This window comes from Flavobacterium sp. OHVDL-2026-0007, from assembly GCF_059882335.1.
In genome coordinates this window covers 809,141-829,572 of record NZ_CM187612.1, presented here as the reverse complement: position 1 = coordinate 829,572, position 20,432 = coordinate 809,141, and the positions used below count along the sequence as shown (strand labels likewise).

The following is a 20,432-nucleotide window of genomic DNA, read 5'->3' as shown; positions in this document are numbered from 1 at the left end:
TTTAAATCATTACTTAGTATTTTCTTGGCTGGATCAACTCCTAAACCCCTTTTCTTTTAAAACTTACTTCTCAACCCTTTTTAAATCTAAATCTTGGAAGTCAAAACTAAAATCAATATTTGGCGATATCCCTTTCATTTTAATGGATTGTGCCCTACCAGTTTCATCTAGCGAGAACATCGCAAAGGCATCACAATTCATAGCTTGATATTCCCATTTTATTGCAAAGGTATTGGCATTATAGAAAGCCATAGGGCCATTGAGTTTAGGTGATCGATAGGATTTAAGCCATAACTGTTTATCTTTTTCAAACACTTCCATTTTACCAAACCATTTATCTTCATAAACACCTATAAAGTCCAGGTTTCTCACCTTTATGTTTTTTGAGGCTTTTACTTTTTCCCATACTTTTTTAGTTACCGCATCTCCTTCATTTTTACCTTCCTTCATCCATTCTACCATTTTATCAGTCCAACCAAAATCGTCTAAACCTAAGTAACTATCAGAAATTGTATTGTTCACTGCAGAGAAAACACCTGCACCGCCATTTTCGGTATTGGTTAAAATAACAATCCCTAAATTCAAATCCGGATACATCGTCACTACGGATAACATTCCAGGCAGACCACCTGTATGTGATACTTGTAGATTTCCTTTCTGATCTGTCAATTCCCAACCTAATCCATAACCTCTGAAATGAGAATTGTATCTTGGGTTTTGATCCGTTTCTTCAACCGTGTGTATACGCCACATTTCATTGTGATTTTTTAAAGAAAACAACTCCGATTTCAAATCTGTTCCATATTTCCCTTTATTCAAGCGTACGATCATCCATTTGGCCATGTCTTCTACATTAGAATAAATCCCTCCTGCAGCACTATTGATCTGAACATCCATGCAGTCAATCGCTTTTATTGTTCCGGACTCGGATGAATGGGAGATAGCCAAATTGTTTTTATCGGTCATCAAACTTTTACCTGCGTAACTATGATTCATTTGTAAAGGGGTAAGAATTCGTTTTTGAACAAAGGCTTCATAACTCATACCGCTTGTTCGGGCAATTACTTCTCCTGCCACTATATAAAGTAGGTTGTCATAATCGAATTTGGTACGAAAAGCAGAAACTGGTTTGAAATATTGAAAACTATTCATGATATCTTTAATAGTAAAGTCCGAACCGTCAGGAAAAAACATCAAATCCCCCACACCTAATCCAAGACCACTGCGATGCGTTAACAAATCCTGTATATTAAAATTCTCGGTTACATAATCATTGTACATTTTAAACTCAGGCAGGTGCTCTTTTACTTTATCAGTCCATTTCAATTTGCCTTCATCTTCCAAAATAGAAAGTGCCGCCGTAGTGAAGGCCTTACTATTGGAAGCAATTTGGAAATTAGTGTTTTGATCTACTGCTTTCTTCGAATCAATGGAAGAAACTCCGTATCCTTTTAGATGAATTACTTTTCCATCTTTAACCACGGCAATTGAGGCGCCAGCTACTTTGAATTTTAATAAGGCATCTTCCATCAAGGAATCAATTTTTGACGAACTGAGTTGAGCAAAGCTAGTGGTAGCTGAAAAACAAATAAAGAGTAAAGATGTTAATAAAACCGGTCTTTTTTTCATATTGATATAGATTAGGTATTTTTTGGTTTCTTTGGTTTGTCGTTAACTTGGCATAATGGTCACCAATAATCATAAAAGACCACTAGTAAACGAATTACATGTTTTAACTTTTTTTAAAACAGTTCGCTAATATAAGAATAATCTTTATTCTAGAACATAAATCGATTTCCTCTTAATATGAAACTAAGTCTCTGCACATTTTCAAGGTCTATCTCTCACTACTAAGGCAAACAGACAGGAAATCTCATTAAGAATAAAAAACATCGTTAAAATAGCCATCGTCTATAGTTAGACAAACAAAACTGCTTTGCGTTACATATTAGTACTAATTACTTTACGAATTTGTAAGACTAATTAAGAAAATTTAACACTTCTTGCATTTTTTTGTAAGATTTAAGAAGTTATTTTGCTTATATTTGTGTAGGCCAGCTTATTATAGCTTCACTTTAATACAAAGAAATAGCATGAGAAAGACATTATCTTACAGACTACTTTCATTATGTAATAAGACTACTTGGGCTACAACTGAAGTTTTGGTTTCCTTTAAAGGGATCGTATGTAATAAAACCAATTTCTCCCAACCTTTTAGACCTATCCTCATCACCACAAAAGCAATCCCGCTGTTAATTTGGAAAAAATTACAGCCAAGGACTATAGACAAGTTGTTAAACTATTAAGAGCAGCATTCACCACATCAAAAAGAAGTAAGTAAACCGTTAGTATTATCCCCGCAATAATTTTAATACGTTATGAAGCAAAACAAACTTTTATTACTTGGCTTTTTTTGTTGTTTTATGCTACTAAGCCCCAACTTAAGCGCACAGTTAATGGCCGTATCTTCAAAGGACTCTTTAAATGGAAAGGCAAAAGTAACTGCTAGACTTACCGGTAGGCTTAAATTAAATGGAATTTATGACCTCAAAGGAAACCTAGATGGTAATAGTTCATTCCTTATTCATCAAAATGATGTATTAGGAAAGGACATACCCGCTTTTAGTATGGATATGAGACAATCGCAATTGCGGTTTGTAAGCACCATACAACTTCAAAATGGAAAAGAATTAAAATCAATGCTAGAAGCTGATTTTGAAGGGGCAAACAAAACCTCTCAATTCAGGTTACGACACGCTTGGATACAATACGAACATTGGATGGTGGGACAGAATTGGTCTAATTTCGGAGATTCTTCTCTCTGGCCTGCCTCTTTACTAGATTGGGATGGACCTACTGGAATGGTTCTATCGCGTAGGATACAGATTCGCTATACCGCAAAATTCAAAGAAAACGGACACACTGCTTTTGAAATTTCCGCAGAACATATGGAACCCCGTCGCTTGTATGACTATACACTAAGCCCTGCCGCTGGAGTCGACTATGCGCCCTCTAGAGTTCCTGATGCTGTAGCAGGTATACGATATACCTTCGATAATACTGGCTTTATGAAATTAGCAGGTCTTTATCGCAGTATCGCTTATGATTCAAAAAATATAGCCGCTGGAGAAGCCGATTTTGACTTTGCTTCCAAAAATGCTGGTGGGCTTACCGCCATTACCAGTATATTTTTTAGAAAAAAATCAGGACTAGTCAATAACCTACAAGCACAATGGTCAATAGGCAAGGGGATCGCCGATTATTTTCTAGCAGTGGGAGGCTCTGGACTCGATGGTTTTGCAAGAGCGGATCTTTCAGGAAAACTAAATCTGCTGCCAGTTCATGCAGGTTTTATATCTTATCAACGTTATTGGAATAAAAAATTCCATACCATGCTGATGACCTCTTATAACCATTTCTCAGAGGGAGGAACTACGCAAGCAGGATGGGATCAAATGACCAATTACCAATTTACTTTTAACGCTTCGTACGATTTCTTTGATTCCCTCACCATAGGACTGGAGCCTCAGTTTGGTTACAAAGAACTGCAATACAATAACGGTAGTACACAAGGAGCCAATGCAATTCGTCTCAATTTTGGTATGCTCTTTAATTTCTAACAACATTAATGCAATAAACAATCAAAAAATGAAAAAATTACTATTCCTCTTCTTGTTGTGCTTCGTAACAACAGTAGCTACTTCGCAACAAAAACCAAGAATCATCATACTGGCCACAGGTGGTACCATTGCTGGTCAAGGAAAAGCTTCCGATAGAGCGGGCTATACCGCAGGTAAAATTCCGGTATCCGATCTTATTGGAAGTATCCCTAGTGTAAATTCAATCGCCACGATCAGCGGAGAACAAATATCCTCAGTCGGTAGTCAGGATATGAGTATTGACATATGGAAAAAGTTAGCCAGTCGTATTAATGAAATATTTAGTAAAGACCAGGCCGATGGTATCGTGATTACTCATGGTACCGATACCCAAGAAGAAACAGCTTATTTTCTCGATTTAGTAGTTCCCCATAATTTACCAGTTGTTATTACGGGTTCTATGCGTCCTGCAACAGCTATCAGTGCTGATGGCCCGAAAAATCTTTTTGATGCTATTACGGTGGCAGCTAATCCCAAGAGCAAAGGGCGCGGGGTATTGGTTTCCTTCAATGAGTCTATATATGATTCTAGAGAAGTAACCAAAACCAGCACCACTAAAGTCAACGCCTTTAGATCGCCCAATTCTGGTCCGCTAGGTGAAGTCTATGATGGACATGTGGAATATTATAAATCATCGCTAAGAGAAGCCGCTCAAGGAGGCCCTTTTGAAGTAAACAATACGACAAAATTGCCTACCATCGAAATTGTATCTATGTATGCCGATGCGTCAGCAGACTATATCGATTATTTGGTAAAGCAGAAGGTAGATGGGATCGTCATAGCAGGAGTAGGGAATGGTAATTTCTCAAAGGCTTTTACTGAAGCTATTAAAAGAGCCACTAAGGCCAATATAGCTGTATGCCGTTCGAGTCGATGTTTAGAAGGCAGAGTAGTACTGGATGGTGAAACTAGTGATGACGAGCTGGGCACTATCGTATCTGATGATCTCAACCCGCAAAAAGCACGAATATTACTGATGCTTGGACTTACCAAAACAAAAAACAAAAAAGAATTACAGGATTTTTTCTTCCGTTTTTAAAGCGCTATTACTAATTTAATCCATAACATTATGAGTGACTTCCGTACAGAACATGACTTTCTTGGAGAAAAAGAAATACCAAACCGTTTTTATTATGGTGTACAAACCTTACGCGCCAAAGAAAACTTTAACATAACAGGGATTCCTATCGGATCAGAACCCTTATTTATTAAAGCTTTTGGCTATGTAAAAAAGGCGGCAGCAATGGCCAACAGAGATCTTGGCGCTTTGGAGCCTAAAAAAGCCGAAGCCATCCTACATGCATGCGACCGATTAATTGCTGGAGAGTTTACCGATCAGTTTATCAGTGATCTTATTCAAGGTGGGGCAGGAACCTCTACCAATATGAATGCTAATGAAGTCATTGCCAATTTGGGCTTGGAATATTTAGGACACCCAAAAGGAGCTTACGAACATCTGCATCCCAATAACCATGTAAACCTTTCCCAAAGTACCAATGATGCTTATCCATCTGCTTTTAGAATTGCTCTTTATTACAAAATGGAACATTTTATTAAAACCTTAGAAGGCTTAGAAGCCGCTTTTCGAGCAAAAGGGGAAGAGTTTAATACTGTTTTAAAAATGGGAAGAACGCAATTACAAGATGCAGTTCCGATGACTTTAGGACAAGAATTCAGAGCCTATGCCACCACCATCGGCGAGGATGTTCGACGATTAAAAGACGCTCAAAGTTTGGTTTTAGAGATCAATATGGGTGCCACTGCCATTGGTACTAGAGTAAATGCACCAGAAGGATACCCGGAGATTTGTGTTAGTTATTTGGCTAAAGAAGTAGGGATCCCTTTAACGCTTTCTCCTGATTTAATTGAGGCTACTGTGGATACAGGTGCTTATGTACAAATTATGGGAACCCTCAAAAGAACAGCCGTGAAAATCTCTAAGATTTGTAACGATTTAAGACTGTTAAGCTCTGGACCAAGAACAGGTCTTAATGAGATCAATTTACCAGCGCGTCAACCAGGTTCTTCGATCATGCCAGGAAAAGTAAATCCCGTAATTCCAGAAGTGGTGAACCAAACTTGTTTTTATGTGATTGGGCAAGATTTAACCGTGACTATGGCCGCCGAAGCAGGACAACTGCAGTTGAATGTAATGGAGCCTGTTATTGCTTTTGCCATGTTCACCTCTTTAGATTACCTATCCAATGCGATTCAAACCTTAATTGATAAATGCATCAACGGTATCACCGCTAATGTAGATCATTGTTACAATATGGTGATGAACAGTATTGGCATTGTAACCCAATTAAACCCTATCTTAGGTTATGAAGAAAGTGCTAGTATAGCAGGTGAGGCCTTAAAAATGAATAAAAGTGTGCATCAAATTGCCGTGATAGAGCGAAAAGTAATCACACAAGAAAAATGGGATGAAATTTATTCCATTGATAATCTGATAAACCCTAAATTCATCACTTCATGATCCTGGTACAATTTGCCATACTATTGGCAATGATCTTGATTGGGTCTAGGCTCAAAGGAATTGGACTAGGGGTAATGGGAATGATAGGACTACTCATTTTTGTGCTATTTTTCAATATGCGCCCAGCCGAACCTCCTATAGCGGTACTACTTATCATTTTAGCCATCGTCACCACAGCGGCCACCTTACAGGCCGCAGGAGGCCTAGATTATTTGGTCAGTATAGCCGAAAAAATTATTCGCCGTAATCCCAAGCACATCACCTTTATTGCTCCTTTCACGGTTTATTTCTTATGCTTGTTTGCAGGTACAGCGCATATTGTATATTCACTACTTCCTATTATAGCCGAAGTATCAGCCAAAAAAAGAATACGACCTGAGCGGCCCATGAGTATATCGGTTGTGGCCTCTCATATGGCACTTACCGGAAGTCCCATGAGCGCAGCAACAGCATCATTAGCTGCGGTGTTAGCATATTCCACGGCGGTGGTGGACATCATGAAAGTTTGCATACCGGCTTGTTTGATTGGTATTATTGCTGGAGTCATATCGGTATGGAAAAAAGGCAAAGAACTCAATGAAGACCCAGAGTTCCTTGCGAAAATGAAAGATCCTGAATTTGCAGAGAGTATCGATAAAACATCTGAATCCAATAGAGAAATAAAACCAGGTGCTAAAACGGCTGTTTTGATTTTTGCTCTTGCGATACTACTGATTATCTTTTTTGGTGCTTTTCCACAATTTCTTCCCCATGTCGGAGAAGGAGAGGCTGGATTTGCAGTAGGGGCTGACGGAGTTATCAACCTGACGGGCTTGATTATCATGGTTACCCTATCCGCCTCAGCCTTGATCATGCTCATTACCAAAACATCTCCTGTCTTAGTCTCCAAAATGAGTTTATTTACCGCGATGGCCACTGCGGTGATCTCGGTATTGGGTGTGGTTTGGATGAGCGCTACTTTTATGTCCGCCAACGATGCTTTAATAGAAAGCACCTTTAGAGATATTACTTCGGAATACCCTTTTACATTTGCTTTGGCTTTGGTGATCATGAGTGCACTAACCTTTTCTCAGGCAGCCACTACTCGAATCATGATGCCCATAGGCTTGTCTTTAGGAATTGGTCAACCCCATTTGATAGCCATGTTTCCAGGGGTAAATGGCGATTTCATATTACCTGGTTATCCGACCTTAGTGGCCGCCATGGATTTTGATCGTACCGGTACCACACGAATTGGTAAATATGTAGTGAACCACAGTTTTATGATTCCCGGCCTGGTAACTATTGCCGTCACTATAGCCTCAGGCTTTTTATTAAGCATGCTTTTATAAGTTTAAAAGCCTTTTATTGATGGTTTGTTTTTCTTGCCTTTACCTTTGTAAAATCTCAGAAAAACAAACCATTTATAATTAAGCGCAAAGCGCTCGAAAGAAAAAGCTTCTAAATGAGCCTGTACCGTTCTACTTATAGGCTATAGCAGCACTTGTCGCTCCTGCCAATGGTAAAAGTTCAGTCGAGGCAAAACCGATTATTTTTGCCCATTTTTTGAAGTCCTCAAAGGTGAAATTAAAACCATCACCCGTTTCTATAAGCATATTAATACTCATCATCATACCAAAGACATTTTGATTCCTTTGCTCATCGATAATACTCTCAATAACCACAAAGGCCCCACCAGTTGGCAAGGCATCATACGCTTTTTGCATTAAGTTCAATTTGATCTCCTCATTCCAATCGTGAAGAATATTACCCATAGTGACGATATCCGCAGACGGAATAGCATCAGTAAAAAAATCACCACTAACCACTTTTACACTACTACTCAATCCATATTGGTCAATAGTTTCGTTGGCAATAGGGGCAATGGCGGGTAAATCAAAGGTAGTACAAGCTATATCAGGGTGACGTTGCACCACCATCAGTGATAACATAGCTGCTGACCCCCCCACATCGGTAAGGGTTTTATACTTTGAGAAATCAAACTTCTCAGCAAAGGCAATAAATCCTCCTAATTGAGCGCCCGTCATGGCATGAACAAATCCCTTTAATCGTGCTGTATCATTATAGAGATTTTCAAAAAGATTTCCCCCTACTTTTGATTCGTTCTGTGGAGCTCCCGTCAGCAATCCTTCTTCTAGGTTCCCCCAGAACTCATAGAGTCTGTCGTTCATCATTTCGAGAATTCCTCCTATATACGAGGGTTTGTTTTTATCTAAGAAAACGTTGGTATCCCTACCATTGGAGTAGCTAGCGGTTTCCAAAATACCTTCTCGGCTAAGAAAACCAAAACCGGTTAGCGTATCCAAAAAATCGTAAACATTTCTTTCAGTACACTTCCAATTAAAGTCTTTTTTAATCTGTGCTGCCGTCAAAGCCCCCTTGGAAGCCAGAACGGTAAACAATTCAAATTTTAATGCGGACAAAAGAACTTTTGAGGCCCAAAATCCTGATCCAATTTCCATAATAGTCGCTGGGGTAGGTGCGGTGTTTTGCTGTTCCATTTTATGTTGTAAAAAAATTATTGCCTACTCTGTTCGGTTTTCGGCTTATCCGCTTTTTTATCAATGTTACACACCAATAATTTGCTACTGCTAAGATAATTCTAATTTTAACACAACTAACACGCTGCTATACAGTATTTTAAACAATATATTAATTCTTAACTGTTCGACACCTCAATGCTTTAGTGGTACACGCTACTCTGCTTTTAGCCCTTATACCCTTAGTGAAGCTCGGAATCCACGAACAGCATAATAAGACTCAGCACCATTATGATATACGAAGACATGATCATAGCGGAAATCACAAAAAATAGCGCCTCCGAGCTTTCGAATGGCCTCTGGCGTTTGGATCCAGCTTGAGGACTTTGCATCAAATTTTCCCAATTGCTGCAACTGGCGATACTCTTGTTCTGTCAGAAGCTCGACACCCATAGTCTGAGCCATATGAAGCGCACTATCTTTAGGTTTATGCTCTTTCCTTGATTCTAATGCTTGATGGTCATAACACACACTTCTTCGTCCTTTAGGACTTTCTGATACGCAGTCAAAAAATAGGTATTCATCTGTTTTTTGATCATGACCCACTACGTCGGGCTCCCCACCAGTGGCTTCCATTTCGTGCAGCGCATATAGCTTTTGTGGATGGGCTTCCAATTTGGTTTGTACTTTATACCAGTCTAAACCTTCATGACGCTGGCTGTTTTTCTCAAATCGCTTTTTCAATAGACTCAATAATTCTTCTTGCTCTTTGGGTAACAATTCTTTTTTCATGGATTTTTTCAATTTTATATATTTCGTTCAGGGCAGTACTTAAAATAAGAAAACCTTCAAAAAATTACTTTTGAAGGTTTATCTAATTATGTAAAGCGTAATAACATCAACTTTTAAATTATTTTTTGTCCAGCGTTATTTTCATCTCTTTCATGTCCAGTATCAACTTATCAGCTGTTATGGTACTTGCAGCAGGATAAGGCGTTCCTGTTTCATCTTTAATGACTAAACTTTTCCCCCCTTTTGTTAAAGCGTATGTACCATTATTTATTTCACTTTGCATGTATCCACTTACGTGTCCATCCTCTGTAAAGGTAAGAGTCCCCTTGGTTAACATTACATTTTTAGCAGAATCTGAAAGCGGCATTTTCGCTTCAACTGCAGTAATTTTCCAGGTATCTACTAATTTATTTCGTCCCTTATGGCACGAAATCATTACGACGGTTAGCAATACAACTCCTAAGATAAATAAGTTTGATCTTTTCATGGTTTTTGGATTAAAAGTTAATGATGAAAAGTTACAAAAAAATATATTAACTTAATATTAATAGTCCCAAAATTTTAACAACCAAATAGTTATGAAATATATCGCTCGCATTAATTGAGTGTTAACGCTCCTAAAATTTCTTCCGATAGAAAAGGACCACCAGGGTATTTCGCCGTATAATCAAGATTCATCCATACTTGACCGCGTTCATCAATATGATAATGAATCTTCTTATCATAACTTTCTTTTACAAAAAGCACATTTTTAATCAAATAATTGACTTTTTCTAGATCAATTAAAGAACCTATCAATATCTCAGGATAAATATGTCCTTTGGTGTGTATCAGCCTTGGCGTTCCTCCAATAGAACGAATGGCCGCTGCCATCAAAATAGAATGATCATCACAGTCTCCTGAATAATACTCTAATGACTCGCTAGCCGTAGCAATATAATCTCCTTCTTTGGGATCGTTCACATAATTCCAGCGACCATTAATTTCTTTAAAAACGGCAAAACACTGAATAATGGTTCTATAGTCAGCGTATCCCTTTAACCCTTTAAAGTGTTTGGTAGTTGCCATAATAGCGAAATTCCTCACTTTGGGATTTTGATATTCTATGGCATTGATGATTTTGGTTTTATTGGGAAACGGCAACAATTTGGCCACAATAATATCTTGTGGAAAAGGGTTGTCTGACATGGTATAGATCATCGAATTATAATCTTCCGAGATCTCATTAAAACCATAATTACCAATCACCGTTCCATAAAACAAAACCAATAGATACAAGGCAATACACACTATGATGATCGTTCGTAATAACATTAAAAGGAAGAAAACAACAGCAAAGACAAGTATAAAAATAAAAATACGATCTAAATTGAACGCCCAATGCAAATCAATTAGATTTTGATGCAAGATGATAAAAATAGGAATGGTAATCAAAAGACTCAACACCATAATAATCACCCTATCCCAAGGTGATTTCACCTGTAATTTGGATTTTAATTGCGGAAAGTCAATTTTAGGAAAATTTATCATAAGAATCAAAAGCAGTATTTACAGTGCTTTTACAGTTTGAACAAAAGTAGCTTTTTTATCAATAATTCCCAGATCAAATAATTGATTTTGAATTTCTATAAAGGCTTTCTCTTCTAGATTTTTTTGCGCCCATTGCGTTAAACCTAACCACTCTTGGATATCGGCTCTCTTTTGCTTAAAAAGTTGGGATAGAGTGGTATCAATATCAGGTATTTGCTTAAAATGAGTCGTCTTTTTATTGATGACCGCTAAGATTTTCTCCATAGCAGTTGGATTCTCTTTTAAGAATTCGTCGCGCACGGCAATCACAAACGAAGGCCATGGAGTAGGGCAATCGCCTACACGTCTGAAAATCCCTTGATCCACTAGGGGTTTGGTCATAAAACGTTCCCACATAAAGTAATCCGCAGTTCCCTTAGTTAAGGCTTCCACAGCACCATCAATGGTATTGATAATTTCAAAGCTCAAATTAGTGGTATCCCATCCATTTTCGTGCGCATTGACATAAGCCATCAATTGAGAGCCAGAACCAAGTCTAGAAATAGCCACTTTTTTATCTTTAAGCTCCTTTACACTATGAAAATCTGATTGTGCTGCCACGTGAATTCCCCAAATCAAAGGAGATTGCACATAAATTTGCACAATTTTACTAGGGTTACCCGCTGCGATATCTTTTATAATTCCTTCAGTTAAAATAACAGCTATATCCGCCTGCCCCTCACGAAGTAGTTGACACATTTTACCGGTACCTTCAGGAACATCTTTCCATTGTAAATCAATGGCTTCTGCTTCAAATTCGCCATTCTCAAGACACAAATGCCATGGTAAATTAAAGTGCTCTGGAACACCTACAATTTTTACAGTTTTCATTATGGTTTTCTTTTTTATTGAGTTAGATACACCTATCTAAGTGGGTTGGGATTAATTTTTTACTAAATCAGTTCGATGTTTTTCAGAGAGACAAGGTTCCGCAAATTCTATTATTGAATGGGATTCATAGTCATTTAAGACACTTTTTACAATTGAGTAATCAATATCTCTGGCTATTTCAGCAGCAAGAAAAGTATCGTTTAAGGCCTCAGACAAACAATTGATGGCTTTGAGTTTATCTCTGATGATTTCTTTATCAAAACCTTCCTCTAAAATTAAAATCTGAACAATTGAATTTCCAGAGGTTTCAATTGTTTCTTTATATTCTAAACGTTTTTCCGTCTCATTATATTGAGCATAAAAAAGATCGTCGGTAGCCACTAGTGGACCAAAAAAAGGAATATTATCCAATTTAAAAAGACCTTTTTCTAAATCAATAATTTCTGCCCACATGGTCTCAATAACCGTTTCTTTTAAATACTCACTAAAATATTTAAATACAATTTTTTTGTGTGTTTCTTGCATTCTTAAATTTACTAATTAATTTCATCTATTACGGCTTTCAATGGCGATAAAACAATGCGATAACCATCTGGATCCAGAAACATTTTTCCACTTTCGTTCCAAAAATTATGAGGTCCAGTTATACTTGAAATATGATGATGTTCTAATCTATCTACCAACTCATTATAATCTAAAATTGTTTTAGGATAAAGCACTATCACATCATCTTGATCAAAGACCTGATGGCCTGCTTTATCAGATTTGGTGAATTCAAAATGCCAGTCTAATCCAACTTTTCCAATAAACAATCCATCGTGTTTGTGATGATTTTGGAAAACACCTAAAAGTTGAAAACCAAGAATATTCACATAAAAATCTTCTATTTTCTCCAAGTTATTCGTGTGCCTTGCAACTCTTAAATACATAATATTAGTTTTTAAATTAAAAAAATAAACCTATAAAAATGAACCTAAAACGTTTCCAAACGTACTTTACACCATGCCTTTACATCCTACTTATTGGCAACCAATTTATTCAACGTATAGGCAATAAGCGCATCTACGGCTTTATACGGATCTTCACTAAAAGTTCCAGAAGCCCGATTGGCAATAATAGCATTTAATGACAAGGCATTATGTCCTAAAAGTGCCGATAGACCATAAATAGCAGCCGTCTCCATCTCTAAGTTGGTAATGCGATGATCATCAAAGTTAAAATTATCCATTTTAGCATTCAATTGATCGTCTTGGATATCCAAACGCAGGATTCTGCCTTGGGGTCCGTAAAAACCACCAGCTGTCGCCGTAATTCCTTTAAACATTTGATCCGATTCGATAATTTTTTCTAAGGTTTCAGAACAAGCAATTGCATAAGGTCTTCCTTTTTTACTATCCCATTGGGTATGTTTTACAAAAGCCTCTTCTATGTCCACATGGGATACTTGGTCGATCAAATAGGAGCGGAGCATATTATCAAGTCCCAATCCAAATTTAGACATCACAAAGCTATCCACAGGAATATCCGCTTGCAGGGAACCTGAAGTTCCAATTCGAATTATATTTAACGAAGTTAACTCTTCTTTGGGTTCACGAGTTTCTAAATTGATGTTTACCAAAGCATCTAACTCGTTCAAAACAATATCAATATTATCGGGACCGATTCCGGTAGACATTACCGTTATTCTTTTCCCTTTATAAATCCCCGTTTGGGTTTTAAATTCCCTTTTTTGAGTAGAATATTCAATGGAGTCAAAAAACTGTGTAATTTTTTCCACCCTGTTCTGATCTCCAACAAAAATTATATCGTGGGCTATATGTTCAGGAAGTAGGTTTAAGTGATAAACACTTCCGTCTGGATTCAGTATTAATTCTGATTTTTGTATCATTTTATTAAGCTTATCAGGTTTTGAAGTACTAAGGTTCTAAGGTAAAAAAAACTTTACTAAAAAATAGCATTGTAAAATTTTAAACTGCCTAAAACTTTCTATCCTCCCACACGTTTTGTTTTAAATCCTTTTTCTTTTAAAATAGCCATAATTTTATCTCTATAATCACCTTGAATGATAATAGCAGCATCCTTAAAAGTACCGCCAACACTTAATTTTGTTTTAATCTCTTTGGCTAGAATTTTAAAATCTTCGTCAGAGCCTTCATAACCTTCAATGATTGTGGTGGCTTTTCCTTTTCTTTTTTCGAATTTGCAAATCATAGGCTCCTTCTGAATATAAAGCACATGGTCTTCCTGATGAACTTCTTCTGGTTCATTAGAGGCAACATGATCTGGAAATAATTTTTTTAATTGTTCGTGTAAGTCCATAATTAAACTTTAAATTATCGTATAAAAAAATTAAATTCCAAATCCCAATTTGATAGCTTGGAATTTGGAATTTAAAAAATTGAGTGCTAAACTTTTATTTTTTTATCAAACCTAAATCTACTAAACGTTCGTATAAAAAGTCTCCTGCTGTAATATCTTCAAATTTCTTTGGATGTTCAGCATCAATACAGTTTTCTAAACAATCTAAGCGCATATCGCTCACAGGATGCATAAAAAACGGGATCGAATAACGTGAAGTTCCCCATAATTCTCTTGGTGGGTTAACAACTTGATGAATCGTTGATTTTAGCTTATTATTGGTATGTCTTGACAACATATCACCAACATTGATCACTAACTGATCGTCTTCTGCAATAGCATCAATCCAATCTCCGTCATGATTTTGAACTTGCAATCCTTTTCCTTGAGCCCCCATTAAAAGGGTAATCAAATTAATATCTCCGTGAGCAGCAGCACGAATGGCATTTTCCGGCTCTGAAGTAATAGGAGGATAGTGAATAGGTCTTAAAATAGAGTTTCCTTCTTTGGCGTATTGGTCAAAGTAAAACTCATCTAAACCTAAATGCAAGGCCAAGGCTCTTAACACATAAATACCTGTTTTCTCAAGCATTTGATAAGCTTCTTTACCCACTACATTAAAACGAGGGAGTTCTTTTACTTCAACATTGTCTGGATATTGCGCCGCATATTTTGAATCTTGGTCCACATACTGTCCAAAATGCCAAAATTCTTTCAAATCTCCTTCTTTTCGTCCTTTAGCATGTTCTTTACCAAAAGAAACATAACCTCTTTGACCACCAATTCCGGGAATTTCATAGTCATGCTTAGTAGCTACTGGCAAGGCGAAAAATTTTCTAATTTCACCATAAAGTTCGTCTACTAATTGATCGTCTAAAAAATGACCTTTTAGGGCTACGAAGCCAATGTTTTCAAATGCACTGCCGATTTCATTTACAAATTTTTGTTTACGTTTCGGGTCGTCCGAAAGGAAATCACGTAAGTCTACACTAGGAATGTTTTGCATACTTTACATTTTTTATTTAAAGATAAAAGGATTTAGAAATCCTTTCCAAAACAAAGGTAGAGAATATTTTATATTGGAATTTTAATTTTTAACAGAAAAATAAATTTATCCACCACTATTTAATAAAAATGTAACAATAATTTATTTTGACAATTCTGAATTTTAAGAACCATTACAGCGTAAATACATGTTAATAATTCTATAAATCGGCCAATATACTTTCAAAAATCACTAGTTTTATAAAAAACATACTTATGAAAATAGGATTAATCGGATTTGGAAAAACAGGAAAAGCAGTAGCTTCAGTACTTTTACAACACCCCACTTTTTCCCTGGAATGGGTTTTAAAAAAGAGCATGGTTTTAGAGCATCGCGGCATCGCCGATTTTTTAGGCATCGATACCACCAAAGGAGGGAAGATATACTCCAGCGAATCTACCCCCATTACCACACTTTTAGACGAGCAACCCGTAGACATAATCATTGATTTTTCATCCAGCGCTGGAATACACACTTATGGCGAGGCCGCAACGGAGCGAAAAATAAAAATTATATCGGCCATATCCCATTACACGACTAAAGAAAAGGAATTTTTAAAATTTCTTTCGCAACGAACCACTGTATTTTGGAGTCCCAATATCACTCTAGGCGTAAACTATTTACTATTTGCCTCTAAGTTTTTAAAGAAAATTGCACCCTGGGTGGATATTGAAATCATTGAAGAGCACTTCAAAGGCAAAGATGGTGTATCGGGGACAGCACTGAAAATTGCCGAAGTGCTTGATGTAGAGAAAGAAGACATTAATTCCGTAAGAGCTGGAGGCATTGTAGGGAAACATGAAGTTGTTTTTGGCTTTCCCTTTCAAACTGTCCGCATCATCCACGAAAGCATATCCCGCGAAGCTTTTGGTAGTGGAGTGGTATTTGTGGCGGAAAATTTAGCTGATAAAAAAGAAGGGCTCTACCATTTTGAAGATATTTTAGCCCCTTATTTTGTGCACTAGGATCGCAACAAAAAAGATCACTTTGATTGGTAAAATTCAGGAAGAGCTTTGATGCTTGTGACTCCGTTTTTTTAGCCAAACACTTTATCTCTTTTTGGTTCAGCTTACTAGCGCTATTTAGTTTGTAAAATATCTAACAAAACTAATTCATTTTGTTATATTTTTCTATCTTTGAAATACTAAAAAACGATAACCAAATGATCTTTTACAGACAAAACCTCACCGATACTCAATTACTCGATTTATACAAGAGACTTTTAAAACCTCGCCTAGTAGAAGAAAAGATGCTTATTCTTATTCGACAAGGTAAAGTATCAAAATGGTTTTCTGGAATAGGGCAGGAAGCCATTTCTGTTGGTGTTACTGCCGCTTTAGATCCTTCGGAATATATATTGCCGATGCATCGAAATCTAGGAGTTTTTACCTCTAGAGACATTCCTTTGTATCGGCTTTTTTCACAATGGCAAGGAAAGGCCAATGGTTTCACAAAAGGTAGAGACCGTAGTTTTCACTTCGGAACACAGCAATATAATATTATCGGGATGATTTCTCATTTGGGACCGCAAATGGGAGTGGCTGCCGGAATTGCTTTGGCCAATAAACTACAGCACAATAAAAAAATCACAGCTGTTTTTACCGGTGAGGGAGGAACCAGTGAAGGGGATTTCCATGAAGCATTAAATATTGCAGCCGTTTGGCAGTTGCCTGTATTGTTTATCATAGAAAATAATGGCTATGGCCTTTCAACCCCTACAAACGAGCAATACGCTTGTGAAAACCTGGCCGATAAAGGCATAGGTTACGGCATAGAGAGCTACATTATGGACGGCAATAATATTTTAGAAGTTTATAACAAAATAGTACAGCTTAAAGCCGAGATGCAGGAAAATCCAAAACCTGTTTTATTAGAGTTTAAAACCTTCAGAATGCGTGGACATGAAGAAGCTAGCGGCACTAAATATGTCCCCGAAGAACTTATGAAAGCATGGGCTGCCAAAGATCCCGTGGAAAATTACAGACAATTTTTAATTGAACAAGGAGTACTTACTGAAGCTGAAGATACTGCTTTACACAGTGAAATTAAAAAAGAAATAGACGAACATCTGCTTTTGGCTAATGACGAACCCGACATTGTACCAAGCTATAGCGAAGAATTAAATGATGTATACAAAGAGTTTATAGATCAAGAGATTAAACCAAAATCTCCTACTGAAAATATTCGTTTTATTGATGCCATAAGCAACAGTCTAAAAGAATCCATGCAACGCCATGAAAACCTGATCATTATGGGACAAGACATCGCCGAATACGGTGGTGCTTTTAAAATAACCGATGGTTTTGTGAACTTATTTGGTAAAGAACGCGTACGCAATACACCGATCTGTGAAAGCGCTGTGGTTTCCGCGGCTATGGGACTATCCATTAACGGTTACAAAGCCATAGTCGAGATGCAGTTCGCTGATTTTGTTTCTACTGGTTTTAACCCTATTGTTAACCTGTTGGCTAAATCGCATTACCGTTGGGGCGAAAAGGCCGATGTAGTAGTTCGTATGCCTTGTGGCGGAGGCACTCAAGCAGGACCGTTTCATTCCCAAACCAATGAAGCTTGGTTCACTAAAACACCCGGTTTAAAAGTGGTCTATCCTGCTTTTCCTTACGATGCGAAAGGACTGCTCAATGCCGCAATAAACGATCCCAATCCGGTACTGTTCTTTGAACACAAACAATTGTACCGCAGTATCTATCAGGATGTCCCAAAGGATTACTATACACTTCCACTGGGTAAAGCAGCTTTATTAAAAGAGGGGAACTCGGTAACCATTATTGCTTTTGGAGCTGCTGTACATTGGGCCTTGGCCACTTTGGCTAAATTCCCCGTAATACAGGCGGATTTAATTGACTTAAGAACCTTACAACCTTTGGATACCGAAACTATTTTTGCATCAGCAAGAAAAACAGGTAGAGTCATTATCTATCAAGAAGACACACTATTCGGCGGAATCGCTAGCGATATTTCTGCGTTGATTATGGAAGAATGTTTCGAACATTTAGATGCTCCAGTAAAAAGAGTGGCTAGTTTAGATTCTCCTATTCCTTTTACCAAAGCCTTAGAAGATCAGTTTTTACCAAAAAATCGTTTCGAAGAAGTTTTATTAAATTTATTGAAATATTAATTACAAATCATAAACAGTTTTGCATAAAGAACATTTTTTTTATCTTTAAACCATAAAAAAATCAACTTATGAAAAAACTATTTGTTTCGGTTTTTGCGATTAGCTTACTTTTTTCTTGTAATAAAAGTACTAAGTATAACGAAGATAAAGCCTTAGACGGTAAATTTGACCACTACAAAGATGGCTTTGTAACCTCTTTATGGAAAATTAATCCAGGTTGGGCTTCTGGAGTGGGCTATCATAAATACGATAGTATCTTATCCATTCCAAATCCTAATGAAGAAAAAAAACAACTTGAATTTATTCAAGCGCAACTCGATTCTTTAAAACAATTTGACGTTGAAAATTTATCCGACAATAACAAGACGGACTTTCATTTGATTAAAAACCAACTAGAAGGTACCATTTTCAGCATCAAGGAAATGAAATCAGGAGAATGGAATCCTGCAGAATACAATGTATGCGGGGCTTTCTCAGAAATTTTGAATGGAAAATACGAAACTTTAGAAGTTCGTTTACGTGCCTTTAATGCCAAAATGAGCGCCATTCCAGCTTATTATCAAGCCGCTAAAAAGAACATCAAAAACCCTACTATTGAACACACCGAATTGGCCATTGCTCAGAACTTAGGCGGTTCTACTGTTTTTGATGCCGATTTAAAAGCCGCATTAGAGAAAAGTAAACTTACTGCTACTGAGAAAAAACAAATGCTCGATAGAGCTGCAGTGGCCACCAAAACTATCGCTGACTATGCAGCTTGGCTGAAAGCTTTACCTAATAAAACGCCTCGTTCTTTCCGATTAGGATCTGCTTTATATGCTAAAAAATTCAATTTTGATATACAATCTAGCTATACAGCCGATGAAATTTTTAAAATTGCTGTAGATCACAAAAAGGACTTGCACGATAAAATGTTTGTATTAGCGGATAAACTTTGGACCAAGTACAAAGGAAATGCCTCTAAACCAACTGACAAACTTGATTTAATCAAACAAGTAATCGATAAAATTTCTTTGCAACATACCACTCCTGAGAAATTTCAATCTGAAATTGAAAAACAAATTCCAGAGTTAACCGCTTATGTAAAAGCTAAAGATTTACTATATATTGATCCCTCAAAACCATTAGTGGTTCGCAAAGAACCTGCCTATATGGCCGGTGTTGCTGGTGCGTCTATTTCTGCACCAGGACCATATGATAAAAACGCTAATACGTACTATAACGTAGGAAGTATGGCAGGTTGGACTGCCGAAAATGCTGAGAGTTATTTACGAGAATACAACGATTACATTCTTCAAATCCTAAACATCCACGAAGCAGTACCTGGACATTATACCCAATTGGTATACAGCAATCAATCACCAAGTATCATTAAATCAATCCTAGGAAACGGTGCTATGGTAGAAGGCTGGGCTGTTTATGCTGAGAAAATGATGTTGGAAAGTGGTTATAAAAACTCTGATGAAATGTGGTTAATGTACTATAAATGGAATTTAAGAGCCACTTGTAATACGATCCTAGACATTAGTGTTCACACTAAGGAGATGTCTAAAGAAGCAGCACTAACACTATTGACAAGAGAAGCTTTTCAACAACAAGCGGAAGCCGATGGGAAATGGAAACGTGTTACTTTATCACAGGTGCAATTATGTTCGTATTTCACAGGCTATACTGAAATTTACAACTTAAGAGAAGAGCTTAAAAAACAGGAAGGCGCTAAATTCAACTTGAAACAATTTCATGAAAAATTCCTAAGTTTTGGAAGTGCTCCAGTGAAATACATCAAAGAATTGATGTTGTCTAAAGAGTAACTATTCTTTCTTATAATTATAAAGCGTATTAAATCTTAGGACTTAATGCGCTTTTTTTTGCCTTCAAAATATTTAATAATTTTACTAAATCTGGAGACGATTATGCCTATAATGTGTTTTACTTAAATTAAAAGCCGTAGAATACACGTTCTTTAAGTCACGTAAGAAAACAATTACTATCCTTTTGGTTTAAGACATCGTTCACACCAACGGGAGATGAATAATCGTTATTTTCCAAGTTTCTAAAAATAGTATTTATTAAATTTGAA

Annotated in this window: 19 protein-coding genes; 8 read left to right on the top strand and 11 right to left on the bottom strand. The window is 37.0% G+C overall.

The genetic code is table 11. The annotated features are described in order from the left end of the window. Window positions 1-63 precede the first annotated feature (63 nt). Entirely contained in the window at window positions 64-1,629 is a 1,566-nt protein-coding gene (locus AC51AA_RS03410; RefSeq protein ID WP_500704342.1) for a serine hydrolase, read from the bottom strand. A gap of 464 nt (window positions 1,630-2,093) precedes the next feature. Here AC51AA_RS03410 and AC51AA_RS03405 point away from each other — a divergent pair, with 464 nt between their 5' ends. The 5 genes from AC51AA_RS03405 (at window position 2,094) to AC51AA_RS03385 (ending at window position 7,469) form a co-directional block, all read left to right on the top strand. After that, window positions 2,094-2,306, top strand: a complete 213-nt coding sequence (locus AC51AA_RS03405; RefSeq protein WP_500704341.1) for a hypothetical protein — start codon at window positions 2,094-2,096, stop codon at window positions 2,304-2,306. A 72-nt stretch (window positions 2,307-2,378) separates the two neighbouring features. After that, window positions 2,379-3,620, top strand: a complete 1,242-nt coding sequence (locus AC51AA_RS03400) for a DcaP family trimeric outer membrane transporter (protein ID WP_500704340.1) — start codon at window positions 2,379-2,381, stop codon at window positions 3,618-3,620. 28 nt (window positions 3,621-3,648) lie between these two features. Next, window positions 3,649-4,698 (top strand): asparaginase, encoded by a 1,050-nt coding sequence (locus AC51AA_RS03395; RefSeq protein ID WP_500704339.1) that lies wholly within the window; start codon window positions 3,649-3,651, stop codon window positions 4,696-4,698. Between the two features lie 30 nt (window positions 4,699-4,728). Further along, entirely contained in the window at window positions 4,729-6,138 is a 1,410-nt protein-coding gene (gene aspA / locus AC51AA_RS03390; protein ID WP_500704338.1) for an aspartate ammonia-lyase, read from the top strand. Continuing rightward, a complete protein-coding gene (locus AC51AA_RS03385) occupies window positions 6,135-7,469 on the top strand; it encodes an anaerobic C4-dicarboxylate transporter family protein (RefSeq protein ID WP_500704337.1) in 1,335 nt (444 codons plus the stop codon). The genes aspA and AC51AA_RS03385 overlap by 4 nt, the downstream gene beginning before the upstream one ends. Window positions 7,470-7,598: 129 nt before the next feature. On the opposite strand, the gene AC51AA_RS03380 is transcribed toward AC51AA_RS03385, so the two are convergent. The 10 genes from AC51AA_RS03380 to AC51AA_RS03335 form a co-directional block, all read right to left on the bottom strand. Further along, window positions 7,599-8,639, bottom strand: a complete 1,041-nt coding sequence (locus AC51AA_RS03380; RefSeq protein WP_500704336.1) for a methyltransferase — start codon at window positions 8,637-8,639, stop codon at window positions 7,599-7,601. Between the two features lie 213 nt (window positions 8,640-8,852). Next, window positions 8,853-9,410, bottom strand: coding sequence for a DUF4256 domain-containing protein (locus AC51AA_RS03375; RefSeq protein WP_500704335.1), 558 nt, complete (start codon window positions 9,408-9,410; stop codon window positions 8,853-8,855). Between the two features lie 118 nt (window positions 9,411-9,528). Continuing rightward, complete coding sequence (locus AC51AA_RS03370) at window positions 9,529-9,897, bottom strand: hypothetical protein (RefSeq protein WP_500704334.1); 369 nt, start codon at window positions 9,895-9,897, stop codon at window positions 9,529-9,531. A gap of 110 nt (window positions 9,898-10,007) precedes the next feature. Continuing rightward, on the bottom strand, window positions 10,008-10,940 hold the full coding sequence (locus tag AC51AA_RS03365) for a transglutaminase-like domain-containing protein (protein ID WP_500704333.1): 933 nt from the start codon (window positions 10,938-10,940) through the stop codon (window positions 10,008-10,010). A gap of 18 nt (window positions 10,941-10,958) precedes the next feature. Then, window positions 10,959-11,810: a substrate-binding domain-containing protein gene (locus AC51AA_RS03360; protein WP_500704332.1), complete on the bottom strand. Its 852-nt coding sequence runs from the start codon at window positions 11,808-11,810 to the stop codon at window positions 10,959-10,961. A gap of 51 nt (window positions 11,811-11,861) precedes the next feature. Next, window positions 11,862-12,335, bottom strand: a complete 474-nt coding sequence (locus AC51AA_RS03355) for a DUF4265 domain-containing protein (RefSeq protein WP_500704331.1) — start codon at window positions 12,333-12,335, stop codon at window positions 11,862-11,864. An 11-nt stretch (window positions 12,336-12,346) separates the two neighbouring features. After that, on the bottom strand, window positions 12,347-12,739 hold the full coding sequence (locus AC51AA_RS03350; protein ID WP_500704330.1) for a VOC family protein: 393 nt from the start codon (window positions 12,737-12,739) through the stop codon (window positions 12,347-12,349). Between the two features lie 86 nt (window positions 12,740-12,825). Beyond that, a complete protein-coding gene (locus tag AC51AA_RS03345) occupies window positions 12,826-13,698 on the bottom strand; it encodes a nucleoside phosphorylase (protein WP_500704329.1) in 873 nt (290 codons plus the stop codon). A gap of 98 nt (window positions 13,699-13,796) precedes the next feature. Then, a complete protein-coding gene (locus tag AC51AA_RS03340; protein WP_500704328.1) occupies window positions 13,797-14,129 on the bottom strand; it encodes a translation initiation factor in 333 nt (110 codons plus the stop codon). 94 nt (window positions 14,130-14,223) lie between these two features. Beyond that, complete coding sequence (locus tag AC51AA_RS03335) at window positions 14,224-15,174, bottom strand: isopenicillin N synthase family dioxygenase (RefSeq protein ID WP_500704327.1); 951 nt, start codon at window positions 15,172-15,174, stop codon at window positions 14,224-14,226. Between the two features lie 254 nt (window positions 15,175-15,428). Between AC51AA_RS03335 and AC51AA_RS03330 the strand changes: the two genes are divergently transcribed. The 3 genes from AC51AA_RS03330 (at window position 15,429) to AC51AA_RS03320 (ending at window position 20,163) form a co-directional block, all read left to right on the top strand. Further along, window positions 15,429-16,178: a 4-hydroxy-tetrahydrodipicolinate reductase gene (locus AC51AA_RS03330; RefSeq protein WP_500704326.1), complete on the top strand. Its 750-nt coding sequence runs from the start codon at window positions 15,429-15,431 to the stop codon at window positions 16,176-16,178. Window positions 16,179-16,375: 197 nt separating this feature from the next. Further along, window positions 16,376-18,352 carry an alpha-ketoacid dehydrogenase subunit alpha/beta gene (locus AC51AA_RS03325; RefSeq protein ID WP_500704325.1) on the top strand — a complete coding sequence of 659 codons (1,977 nt, stop codon included), beginning with the start codon at window positions 16,376-16,378 and terminating at the stop codon, window positions 18,350-18,352. 68 nt (window positions 18,353-18,420) lie between these two features. Continuing rightward, entirely contained in the window at window positions 18,421-20,163 is a 1,743-nt protein-coding gene (locus AC51AA_RS03320) for a DUF885 domain-containing protein (protein WP_500704324.1), read from the top strand. Window positions 20,164-20,432 lie beyond the last annotated feature (269 nt).